Raw genomic sequence first — 12,075 nt, 5'->3', positions numbered from 1 at the left:
GAAATCTCCTACGGTCTGTACTGCTGCTAACAGTCAGAAGCCGACTTTGTCCCTCCTCCTCCCTTCAAGTCCTACCATACAAGCCGGCTTGCCGGCGATGAGGCCGGTACAGGCAGCACAAGACAGTTGCTCCCACAGGGGACGTGAGCGTCCGCAAAAAAAATTAGTTCTCTGCACGACAGCTCAGCCACGGGGCTGAGCAGGCTCTCATGGCTGCAGCAAGGCTGCCGGCGAACACCTGGCCGCCCTGCCACGTTTACCGTGCATTGCCTTCGGCACCATTACAGCCATTGTTACAAAACGCAATTCATCTGATAATGGCATTGCGCCATCATTTTGTATCCCCCCGCCATCAGCCCTCAAGCAACACACGGCAGCCTGCAACAGGTGATTGCAACGACGGGCGGGCAAAGTAGAAACCCTGCATCCACACAGCACCGCTCGCCAAGGCGCGCTCGTGGTCCTGCTCGTCCTCGACCCCCTCCACCACCACCTGCGGAGCCAATCCCTGACACAGCCTGACCAGATGATGGAACACCTGGCCCTCGGACCGCGATTCACGCGCCCTGTGCAGGTAGCCACGATCCACCTTGAGAATGTCCGGGCGCGCCTGGCGCACGAACGCCAGGCTGGCAAAGCCTGCGCCAAAGTCATCGATCGCCAGGCGGCAACCCAGTGCCTGGGCCTGGGCGATGAAAGCCAGCGTCCGCGCCGGGTCCGCCGGTGCTGCGCTCTCGGTGATTTCCAGCACCAGCCGCGCGGCCAGCTCCGGGCGCTGGCGCAAGCGCGCCCACAGCGGCTGCCAGGCGGGGCCGTCGCTGGCACTTTGTGCCGACAGGTTGCAACCCAAGTGCAGGTGCGGGTGCTGCTCAAGGGTGGTGATGACACTCGTCAGCACGCTGCGGTCCAGCAGGCCCATGGCATTGCGCCGCTCCAGTGCGGCGATGGGGTTGAACCCCAGGTCCGGCCCATCGTGGCGCAGCAGGCTTTCGTGGTACAGCACGCGGCTTGGTTGATGCCCGTCGATGACAGGCTGGAAGGCCAGCAGGAAGTGGCGCTGGGCAAGTTGTCGGTATACCAGGCGGGCATGGCGCAGGTCTTCCCGGTCTTGTGCGGGGCCTGCCTCCAGGGGGTCGTTCATCAATCGGTTCGCTCCAACGATCAGCCAGCGTCCTGCCGGCGAACACGCCCTCCATGGCGGCGCGCATGGTCCCACCCGTGCAGGGCTGCGAACAGTGTTCCCAGGCCCCCTTCGGTTGTCCCCTCGCCCAGGCGCCTGACCCTCTGCGCCAGGCCGGCGTCTGAACCGGCACTCACACTTCATCGCCCTCCCGCGTTTCAGGACAGCGTCATGCATACCGTTTCCCGCAGCTATTTCACCGCCCTCGCCCAGGCCCTGATTCGGGCTGGCGCGCAGGTCGACCCGCATGACCCGATCCTGGCCGAGAGCGGCCGGCATATCCGCCTGGTGCGGGTGTACGACTGGCTGGAGGGGGTGGTTGAACGCACGGGCGATGTGGATATCGGTGTACGGGTGCACGCCCATGCGCACCCGGCAATGCTCGGCCAGCTGGGCTACGCGGTCATGTCCTGCGCCACCTTGGGTGACGCCTTGCAGCGTTTGGCAGCCTTTCACCCGCTCACCACCAATGGCTCGATCCTGCGCCTGGAGCAGCACGAGGGTGACATGCGCCTGATCGGCTTCGAAGTGGGGCCGCCCGCGCCACGCTCGTTCATCGATGCCGGCGCCGCCATGACCCTGGGGCTGTTGCGCTGGCTGACCCCAGCCTGCCAGTTCATGCCGCTGGAGGTCGAGCTGGCCTATCCGCAGCCACAGGACACCACGGCACTGCGCGGCCTGTTCGGTGAGCGGTTGGTGTTTGGCAGGCCTTACAACAGCGTGCGCTTGTCGGCAGAGGTGTGCCGCCTGCCGCTGCCCACCGCCTCCCCCACCCTCGACCGCCTGCACGGCGAGTACGCCGCGGCCCGGCTGGAAGAACGGATCGAAGGCTCGGCGGCTGCACGGGTACGGCGCGCCCTCACCGAGTTGCTGACCATGGGCCAGCCCATTGCCCTGGAAAACCTGGCCGGGCATCTGCGCCTGAGCCGGCGCAGCCTGCAGAACGCGCTGGAGCGTGAGGGGGTGAGTTTCAGTGCGCTGCTGGATGAAGCCCGGCTGACCCAGGCCCACAGCTTGCTGTGCGATTCGGTGCGCAGCATCAAGTACATCGGCGCCACGCTGGGCTTTCGCGACCCCAGCAGCTTTCACAAGGCGTGTTTGCGCTGGTTCGGAATGCCGCCGGGGGAGTACCGCAGGTTGCCGCGGTTGTAGGGGCCGCTGTGCGGCCCTTCGCGGGCAAGCCCGCTCCTACAGGACCGCGCAAAGCCTCAAGCTGGCGCTGTACCTGTGGGAGCGGGCTTGCCCGCGAAGAGCTGCACAGCAGCCCCATTGGAAACGGCCCTATCGCCGGCAAGCCGGCTCCTGCAGAGGTGTATCAGTGGGCGTGATCGTGGCCAACTGCTTCGGTCAGCGGTCGGACCTGAGCCTGCACTTCAAGGGTTTCTTTGCCGCCCTTGGCGTCTTCGATGGTCAGGCTCAGCGGCACCTGCTCGCCTTCCTTCACCTGCTGGTGCAGGCCCATCAGCATCACGTGGTAGCCGTTCGGGTCGAGCTTGACCGGCTTGCCGGCCGGCAGTTCGACGGCCTTCACCTCACGCATGCCCATCACGTCGCCATTCATGGTCATCTCGTGTACCTGCACGGTCTTGGCCACCGGCGAAGCTACGCCCACCAGCTTGCTGTCGCTGCTGGAGGTAATGGTCATGAAGGCGCCGGTGGACTGCTGGTGCGGCACGCTGGCACGCACCCAGGCGTCACTCACGACGGTCTGGGCGAAGGCTGGCAGGGCCAGGCCGAGCAGGCCCAGGGCGGCCAGGGTGCGTTTGATCGGTTGCATCGACATTCAGCAGATCTCCATCAGGGTGAGCAGGTCCTCGGTGCATTCCTTGGCGTTCAGGGAATGGCCCAGGCTCAGGCGCAGGGTGCCACGGGTATCGTAGACGTAGCTGGTGGACGAGTGCGAGATGGTGTAGGTGTCGCCGGCCGGAACCTTTTCGTAGAACACCTTGAACTCGCGGGCCACCTCGGCGATTTCTTCCGGGGTACCGGTCAGCGCGACGAAGCTTGGGTCGAAGGCCTTGACGTAGGCATCCAGCACTTCAGGGGTGTCGCGCTCCGGGTCCAGGGTGATGAACACCACCTGGAACAGGTCGCGGTCGCGGCCCCTGAGCATGCCGCGGATCTGCGCCGCACGCGCCAGGGTGGTCGGGCACACCGCCGGGCATTGGGTGAAGCCGAAGAAGATCATCGGCATGCTGCCGTAGAAGCTCGACAGGCTGCGTTCATTGCCTTGGGTGTCCTTGAGCTTGAACTTGCGCCCGAGGATCTCGTTGCTCATGTTCTTGCCGTACTTGAAGTCCAGGCCACGCGCCGGGTTGCAACCGGCCAGCAGGCCCAGCCCCAGAACGCCCATCCCGGCGACTACCGCGCGCCGGGTCAACAGATCAGTCATGGAACCATCCTTTACAGGGAAGGTGCCGGCCCTTGGGGTGGGCCGGCCAGAAAACGCGCGCATTCTGGCATGACACCCCGGTACCAGCTACCCGACTGAGGTCGGATCGGGCTGCAACCCTTTGAATACGGGGCGCGACCGGTTGTCGCAGGGGTTGAATCCGTAACAGTTTGTTGCTAGGGATCAATGCAGGCATCGTCCAAAAGCATCGCGGGGCAAGCCCGCTCCCACATCACGGCGTGGGAGATTGCTTGCCCCGCGATTGGAGAAACACCGTACTTAGTAGTAGGCGTTCTCTTTCTGGCTGTGGTCAGTCACGTCACGCACGCCCTTGAGCTCGGGAATGCGCTCGAGCAGGGTGCGCTCGATGCCTTCCTTCAGCGTAACGTCTGCCTGGCCGCAGCCCTGGCAGCCGCCACCGAACTGCAGCACCGCGATACCGTCATCGACCACGTCCACCAGGCTCACGGCGCCGCCGTGGCTGGCAAGGCCGGGGTTGATCTCGGTCTGCAGGTAGTAGTTGATCCGCTCGTTGATCGGGCTGTCTTCGTTGACCATCGGCACCTTCGCGTTGGGTGCCTTGATGGTCAACTGGCCGCCCATACGGTCGGTGGCGTAGTCAACCAGTGCGTCCTCGAGGAACGGCACGCTGACGGCGTCCAGGTAGGCGGTGAAGCTCTTCAGGCCCACCGGCTCGTCGTCGGGTTTCTCTTCGCCGGGCTTGCAGTAGGCGATGCAGGTCTCGGCGTACTGGGTGCCCGGCTGGGTGATGAAAATACGGATGCCGATGCCAGGCGTGTTCTGCTTGGAGAGCAGATCGGCCAGGTAATCATGGGCGGCGTCGGTAATGGTTATAGCGCTCATGGAAGTTCCTCACAGACTTGCCGGCAGTGTACGCCAACCCGTGCCACGAACAAAGTCCTAGTATTTGACTCGGGATAGCGCCAGCGCGGGTTCGCCGGGCGCGCGGGCCGCGAAAACCGCCTTGAGCCGCCAGTACAGGCCACGCTCCAGCCAGTGGTAGCTGAGCCACGACATTAGTCCGATTGACGGCACGCACAGGGCGAACACCAGGTAGGGGTTCAGGCGCAGGCGCTCGCTGACGAACAACCCGCCGTACAGCACCAGCACGTGCACCAGGTACACCGAATACGAGCAATCGCCCAGCGCCTTGAGCACGCGGTTGCCCTTGAAGTACGGCTCCAGGGCGACGAACGCCAGCACCACCAGCGCGCTGGGCAGGCCCCAGTGCAGCAGGCGCAGCGAGGCGTCCAGGTGGTACAGGGCAAAGCCCGCCAGCCCCAGCAGGCCCAGCGGCAACCACAGCCCCTCGCGGATCAGCCCGCGGCGGTACAGCACGCCCAGGCCAATACCCAGCAAAAACTCATAGACGATGTCGTTGTTGTAGAAGCGGCTGAGCACGCCCAGGCGCCCCAGCACTTCGCTCACCAGCAGCAACGCCGCCGTCACCAGCAGCAGGTGGTGGCGCTGGCGCACCAGGAAGGCCAGGCCGAACAACAGGTAGAAGAACATCTCGAAGTTCAGCGTCCAGCCCACGTTAAGCGTTGGGTACAGCCCGTAGCCGCCGGGGTTTTCCGCCGGAATGAACAACAGCGACAACAGCAGGTGCTGCCATTCGAACACCTGGTGCGGCATCCAGCGGCTGGCGATCAGCATCAGCACCGCCATCAGCAAGGTGTAGAACCAGTAGGCAGGGACGATGCGCAATGCCCGGTTGAGCAGGAAGGCGCCGGGGGCAATGGCCTTGTCGCGGGTGGACAGGTAAATCACCATCCCGCTGATCACGAAGAAGATGTCCACCCCTACCGCACCGCGGTCGGCGAGCAGTTGGCCGATGGGGCCGCTGGCTTTGAAGTCGAAGAAGATCTGCATGAAGTGGTGGCAGACCACCACCCAGGCGGCGAATGCCCGAAGAGCCTGGAGCGAATACAGCATGAAATACCCTGCGATTGCCGGTGCATTGAGGCCCAGGCGAGCGCTTCGCACTCGTTCGCAGGTACCGCGATCCCTGTAGGAGCGGGCTTGCCCGCGATGGGCTGCAAAGCAGCCCCAAAGGCCCATTCACCGATTCCGACCGCAGCTCGCCGGCAAAGATCAGTCCAACCGATCAGAGGTTCTCGTAGCGGTTCATGTCCAGCACCCCGGCCTCCACCGGATCGGTCTCCTGAATGTACCGGTTCAGGTCATGGAAATAGCGCCAGAACTCAGGGTGGCTGCGGCGCACACCCCAGCGCATGACAATGCGCTCGAACTTGCCGGCATCGTCCCGAGCCGCCTCCATGTCCTCGACGAACTCCGGCACATCGGCCGCCGGGATGTTGAAGATGAAGTTGGGGTAGCTGCTGAGCACGCCCGGGTACAGGGTCAGGGTGTCCAGCCCCGGCTGGTAGCGGTACGCCTCGCCCAGCAAAAACGCCACATTACTGTGGGCGCGGTTGCGCAGCAGGCTGTACACCTGGCGCTGGCCGCCCGTGCCCTCGATGCGCAGCATGGTCGCCTCGGGCAACTGGCCGATCACCTTCAGCCCTGCGGCCGGGCGCGATACCAGGCGGCTGAGGGACTGCTCGACATCGCGGAACTCCTCGCTCATCTGCGGCCGTGAGCAGTACGCACCCTGGCAGCGGTTGATCGGGTCGGGGGCTGCATTCAGGCTGCCGGTGCGCTGTATCAGCTTCAGGCCAAAGTCACGCTTGGGGTCGCGCGGGTCCAGCTTCAGCGCGCTGGGGGTGTCGGTGTCGATGTCCTCGTAGTCCATCCACATCTTCACCTTGCCGCTGTTCTGGTACCAGTCGCTAAGAATGTGCCCGCGCTGCCCGGCCGGCATCAGGCGCAGGAAGTTGACCTCGGCGCCGTTGCGGATCAGGTCGAAGTACAAGCGCGTCTGCAACTGGTGCGACACGTTGCCGAACACGTCGAAGTTCACTGCCAGTTGGTAGTAGGTGCGCTCGAACAGCGGGTAGTCGAACAGCCACATAGTCAGCGGCACGTCACCGATCAGGCCCTTGGTCACCGAGGCGCTGTCAAAGTGGCGGAAGATGCTCAGCAGCGCGTTGTCGTTGCCCGCCCACAGGGTCGACCAGCTGGGAGCGGGTTGCTCGGCGTAGGCGTCGCGGCGCAGCTTCTCGTACTCGTTGCGCTTGTCGCGGTAGGCATGCCACAGGCTCAGCACGCTGCCCACATCGTCGATCTGCCCGGGCATGGCCAGCAGCGGCGTGGCTTCGCCCCGGTACTGGGCATCGGTGATGTAGAGGTCGTGGGCCGGCTCCTGGAACAGCGCCCAGAAGTTGTCGCGGATCACGTCGGTGGCGATCTGCCCACGGCACACCGGGCCGCGAATGAAGGTGCGCACGAAGTACTCGGCGTTATCCAGCATGAACTGGTAGCGGGCCACCGCCGGGATTGCCTCGAAGGTTTCGAAGGGGTTGGCGCGGTGGCGCGGGCCGTAGCCGGGCAAGGCGCTGGCGTGCCAGTCGCCGCTGTAGAACAGCTGCTTGACCCGCTTGAGCTTCTGCGGGCCCATCGGGTAGGTGATGTGGGTCTTGTGCACGATCACACCCTGCACCGGGATCAACCGGTAGTAAAAATCGGTACCGGGCGGGTCGTTGGGGCGACGGGTGGCGATCAGGTCGGCCGGCTGCCCGCTGGGCGTGCGTGAGCGCACCCACTGGAAGAAGTGGCCCTGCTCGCCGCCGACAAAATGGATGTGCGCCAGGAACAGGTGCTCGTACAACCAACGGGCTACCAACGCCTCGGTGGAGCCAGGGCGGTTGAGCAGCTCTTCCCATTCGGCGATCTGCTGCGCCTCGCTGGCGCTGGGCTTGATCGGGCTCTTCTCAACCGGCGCCCCGGCTGCCAGCCAGCGCTGCAGGGTCTGGTATTCCTGGTCGGTCAGGCCGGTGACCGCCAGCGGCATGCCCTCTTTCGGGTGCGCGCCGGCGTAGGCGTCGAACTCATGGGGCAAGGGGCACATGTTGTTGCGGTTCAGGCCCAGCACGATTTCGTCTGGCAACTTGGCGTTGGGCGTCAACGGCGCGCTGTGGCCCAGCTCGAGCATGCGCGCCATCAGCGCCGCCTGGCTGCCCTGCTTGTCGAGCACCGAATAGAAGCCCTGCTTGCGCCAGCCCGCTTCGTCACGGGCGTCGTAGAACAGCCGCGTGGTGGGCACCGCCTGGCTGCGCTCGCCCTGGTACACCGGCACCTTGGAAGCACCGCGCTCGGCGCCTTCGGCGCTGCCCAGGTTGAGCTGGCAGGCCGCGTCGTTGCAGGCGTGGCAGGCCACGCACTTCTCGGTGAAGATCGGTTGGATATCCCGGGTGTAAGAAACCGCCGGGCTGGCTTGGGGGGCCTGCGCGAGCGCCGCGCCACTGATCAACAGTGCGAGGGCGCTGGCAAGTATGCGAAGCAGCATGTGCCGAATGTCCTGGTTCTTGAAAGCCATCACGATGCCTGGCCGGGTAATGGGTGCTGTGCAGTACGCGCGCCGCCAACATGAAGGAAATTCATGCAAACCGGCGATGCGTCGAAAAACCGTGCAGGTTTGTTATTATTTGGCACCTTCTGATATTCGCCCGACCAGGTAGTCCTATGTCCGACCGCAGCGCTCGTTTAAAAGCACTCCAGAAAGCACTCAAAGAGCGCATCCTGATCCTCGACGGCGGCATGGGTACTATGATCCAGAGCTACCGCCTCGAGGAACACGACTATCGTGGCACGCGCTTTGCCGATTGGCCAAGCGATGTGAAGGGCAACAACGACCTGCTGCTGCTCAGCCGCCCCGATGTGATCGCCGCCATCGAGAAGGCCTACCTCGATGCGGGCGCCGATATTCTTGAAACCAACACCTTCAACGCCACGCAGATTTCCCAGGCCGACTACGGCATGGAAGCGCTGGTGTACGAGCTCAACGTCGAGGGCGCGCGGGTTGCCCGCCAGGTGGCCGACGCCAAGACCCTGGAAACCCCGGACCGCCCACGCTTCGTCGCCGGCGTGCTCGGCCCGACCAGCCGCACCTGCTCGATTTCCCCCGACGTCAATGACCCCGGCTACCGCAACGTCACCTTCGACGAGCTGGTGGAAAACTACGTCGAGGCCACCCGCGGGTTGATCGAGGGCGGCGCCGACCTGCTGCTGATCGAAACCATCTTCGACACCCTCAACGCCAAGGCGGCGATCTTCGCCGTGCAGCAGGTGTTCGAGGAAGACGCGGTCGAGCTGCCGATCATGATCTCCGGCACCATCACCGACGCCTCCGGGCGCACCTTGTCCGGGCAAACCACCGAGGCGTTCTGGAACTCGGTGCGCCACGCCAAGCCGATCTCCATCGGCCTGAACTGCGCCTTGGGCGCCAAGGACCTGCGCCCGTACCTCGAGGAGCTGTCCGGCAAGGCCGACACCCATGTGTCCGCCCACCCCAACGCCGGCCTGCCCAACGCCTTCGGCGAGTATGACGAGACCCCGGCCGAAATGGCTGCGGTGGTCGAAGAATTCGCCGCCAGCGGCTTTCTCAACATCATCGGCGGCTGCTGCGGTACCACCCCGGGCCACATCCAGGCCATCGCCGAGGCCGTGGCCAAGTACCAGCCGCGGGCGATCCCGGACATCCCCAAGGCCTGCCGCCTGTCGGGCCTGGAGCCGTTCACCATCGATCGCCAGTCGCTGTTCGTCAACGTCGGCGAGCGCACCAACATCACAGGTTCCGCCAAGTTCGCCCGGCTGATCCGTGAAGAGAACTACACCGAGGCCCTGGAAGTCGCCCTGCAGCAGGTCGAGGCCGGTGCCCAGGTGATCGACATCAACATGGACGAAGGGATGCTCGACTCCCAGGCGGCCATGGTGCGCTTCCTCAACCTGATCGCCGGCGAGCCGGACATCTCCCGTGTGCCGATCATGATCGACTCCTCCAAGTGGGAGGTGATCGAGGCGGGCCTCAAGTGCATCCAGGGCAAGGGCATCGTCAACTCGATCTCGATGAAAGAGGGCGTCGAGCAGTTCAAGCACCACGCCCGCCTGTGCAAGCGCTATGGCGCCGCCGTGGTGGTGATGGCCTTCGACGAGGTCGGCCAGGCCGACACCGCCGCGCGTAAAAAAGAAATCTGCCAGCGCAGCTACGACATTCTGGTCAACGAAGTGGGCTTCCCGCCGGAAGACATCATCTTCGACCCGAACATCTTCGCCGTGGCCACCGGTATCGAGGAGCACAACAACTACGCCGTCGACTTCATCGAGGCCTGTGCCTTCATCCGCGACCACCTGCCCCACGCCCTGAGCTCGGGCGGCGTGTCCAACGTGTCGTTCTCGTTCCGTGGCAACAACCCGGTGCGCGAGGCGATCCACTCGGTGTTCCTCTACCACGCCATCCGCAATGGCCTGACCATGGGTATCGTCAACGCCGGCCAGCTGGAGATCTACGACGAGATCCCGGCCGCGCTGCGCGAGAAGGTCGAGGACGTAGTGCTCAACCGCACCCCGCACGGCACCGACGCCCTGCTGGCCATCGCCGACGACTACAAGGGCGGCGGCGCCACCAAGGAAGTCGAGAACGAAGAGTGGCGCTCGCTGCCGGTGGAAAAACGCCTTGAGCACGCCCTGGTCAAGGGCATCACCGCGTTCATCGTCGAAGACACCGAGGAGTGCCGGCAACAGTGCGCGCGCCCGATCGAGGTCATCGAAGGCCCGCTGATGAACGGCATGAACGTGGTCGGCGACCTGTTCGGTGCCGGCAAGATGTTCCTGCCGCAAGTGGTCAAGTCGGCGCGGGTGATGAAGCAGGCGGTGGCCCACCTGATCCCGTTCATCGAGCTGGAAAAAGGCGACAAGCCCGAGGCCAAGGGCAAGATCCTCATGGCCACGGTCAAGGGCGACGTGCACGACATCGGCAAGAACATCGTCGGCGTAGTGCTGGGCTGCAACGGCTACGACATCGTCGACCTGGGCGTGATGGTGCCGGCCGAGAAGATCTTGCAGACCGCCCGCGAGCAGAAGTGCGACATCATCGGCTTGTCCGGCCTGATCACCCCGTCGCTGGACGAAATGGTCCACGTGGCCCGCGAGATGCAGCGCCAGGGCTTCAACCTGCCGCTGATGATCGGTGGCGCCACCACCTCCAAGGCCCACACGGCGGTGAAGATCGAGCCCAAGTACTCCAACGATGCCGTGGTCTACGTCACCGACGCCTCGCGCGCGGTGGGTGTGGCCACGCAGTTGCTGTCCAAGGAGCTCAAAGCAGGCTTTGTCGAGCGCACCCGCAGCGAATACGTCGAGGTGCGCGAGCGCACCGCCAACCGCAGCGCCCGTACCGAGCGCCTGAGCTACAGCCAGGCCATCGCCGCCAAGCCCAAGTACGATTGGGCCGGTTACCAGCCGGCAGTGCCCTCCTTCACTGGCGTGAAGGTGCTGGACAACATCGACCTGCGCGAACTGGCCGAGTACATCGACTGGACGCCGTTCTTCATCTCCTGGGACCTGGCCGGCAAGTTCCCGCGCATCCTCACCGACGAAGTGGTCGGCGAGGCAGCCACGGCGCTGTACAAGGACGCCCGCGAGATGCTCGACAAGCTGATCGACGAGAAGCTGATCAGCGCCCGTGCGGTGTTCGGCTTCTGGCCGGCCAACCAGGTCAAGCATGACGACATCGAAGTCTACGCCAGCAGCGGTGACACCCTGGCCACCCTGCACCACCTGCGCCAACAGACCATCAAGCCGGACGGCAAACCGAACTGGTCGCTGGCCGACTTCGTGGCGCCCAAGGACAGCGGCGTGACCGACTACGTGGGTGGTTTCATCACCACCGCCGGTATCGGCGCCGAGGAAGTGGCCAAGGCTTACCAGGACAAGGGCGACGACTACAGCTCGATCATGGTCAAGGCCCTGGCCGACCGCCTGGCCGAGGCCTGCGCCGAGTGGCTGCACGAGCGGGTGCGCAAGGAGCACTGGGGTTATGCCAAGGACGAGCACCTGGACAACGAGGCGCTGATCAAGGAGCAGTACAGCGGTATCCGCCCTGCCCCGGGCTACCCGGCCTGCCCGGACCACACCGAGAAGGAAACGCTGTTCCGCCTGCTCGATGGCAGTGCCATCGGCGAGACGGGACCTAGCGGGGTGTTCTTGACCGAGCACTTTGCCATGTTCCCGGCGGCGGCGGTCAGTGGGTGGTACTTTGCGCACCCGCAGGCGCAGTACTTTGCGGTGGGCAAGGTGGACAAGGACCAGATCGAGCAGTACAGCTTGCGCAAGGGGCAGGAGGTTGGGGTTAGCGAGCGATGGTTGGCGCCTAATCTTGGGTATGAGAGCTGATTGGTTTGCTTTGCGGGCTCGGGCTCGGGCTCGGGCTCGGGCTCGGGCTCGGGCTCGGGCTCGGGCTCGGGCTCGGGGCTTATGGTGACTGCGCGTGGAGATGTATGCGCATTCATTGACGATAAGCGCTTTTCGTCACCTTTCCGCCCTTACGGCGGGTTACTTTGGTCGCGGCCAAAGTAACCAAAGC

General features: G+C 64.6%; 8 protein-coding genes. 2 read left to right on the top strand and 6 right to left on the bottom strand.

Annotated elements, in window-relative coordinates; all coding sequences use genetic code 11:
* Nucleotides 1-352: 352 nt before the first annotated feature.
* Nucleotides 353-1,141: an EAL domain-containing protein gene (locus ACI2KK_RS25310; protein ID WP_404671105.1), complete on the bottom strand. Its 789-nt coding sequence runs from the start codon at nt 1,139-1,141 to the stop codon at nt 353-355.
* A gap of 210 nt (nt 1,142-1,351) precedes the next feature.
* On the opposite strand from ACI2KK_RS25310, the gene ACI2KK_RS25305 reads away from it, so the two are divergent.
* Nucleotides 1,352-2,332 carry an AraC family transcriptional regulator gene (locus tag ACI2KK_RS25305; protein ID WP_404671104.1) on the top strand — a complete coding sequence of 327 codons (981 nt, stop codon included), beginning with the start codon at nt 1,352-1,354 and terminating at the stop codon, nt 2,330-2,332.
* A gap of 163 nt (nt 2,333-2,495) precedes the next feature.
* On the opposite strand, the gene ACI2KK_RS25300 is transcribed toward ACI2KK_RS25305, so the two are convergent.
* From ACI2KK_RS25300 to ACI2KK_RS25280, 5 genes are all read right to left on the bottom strand, one after another.
* A complete protein-coding gene (locus tag ACI2KK_RS25300) occupies nt 2,496-2,963 on the bottom strand; it encodes a copper chaperone PCu(A)C (protein ID WP_404671103.1) in 468 nt (155 codons plus the stop codon).
* Nucleotides 2,964-3,572 carry an SCO family protein gene (locus tag ACI2KK_RS25295; protein ID WP_217839029.1) on the bottom strand — a complete coding sequence of 203 codons (609 nt, stop codon included), beginning with the start codon at nt 3,570-3,572 and terminating at the stop codon, nt 2,964-2,966. It lies immediately after the preceding gene.
* Nucleotides 3,573-3,851: 279 nt separating this feature from the next.
* Complete coding sequence (nfuA, locus tag ACI2KK_RS25290) at nt 3,852-4,436, bottom strand: Fe-S biogenesis protein NfuA (RefSeq protein ID WP_110996563.1); 585 nt, start codon at nt 4,434-4,436, stop codon at nt 3,852-3,854.
* Between the two features lie 57 nt (nt 4,437-4,493).
* Nucleotides 4,494-5,528: an acyltransferase gene (locus ACI2KK_RS25285; protein WP_217839030.1), complete on the bottom strand. Its 1,035-nt coding sequence runs from the start codon at nt 5,526-5,528 to the stop codon at nt 4,494-4,496.
* Nucleotides 5,529-5,700: 172 nt separating this feature from the next.
* Nucleotides 5,701-8,001 (bottom strand): fatty acid cis/trans isomerase, encoded by a 2,301-nt coding sequence (locus ACI2KK_RS25280; RefSeq protein ID WP_404671102.1) that lies wholly within the window; start codon nt 7,999-8,001, stop codon nt 5,701-5,703.
* Between the two features lie 176 nt (nt 8,002-8,177).
* On the opposite strand from ACI2KK_RS25280, the gene metH reads away from it, so the two are divergent.
* Nucleotides 8,178-11,885, top strand: coding sequence for a methionine synthase (metH, locus tag ACI2KK_RS25275; protein ID WP_404671101.1), 3,708 nt, complete (start codon nt 8,178-8,180; stop codon nt 11,883-11,885).
* The last annotated feature ends 190 nt before the right edge of the window (nt 11,886-12,075 follow it).

The organism is Pseudomonas sp. NPDC089406 (genome assembly GCF_044900265.1).
Lineage (GTDB): Bacteria > Pseudomonadota > Gammaproteobacteria > Pseudomonadales > Pseudomonadaceae > Aquipseudomonas > Aquipseudomonas fakonensis.
The sequence above is the reverse complement of the archived record's forward strand: the minus strand, read 5'-3'. Positions and strand labels throughout refer to the sequence as shown.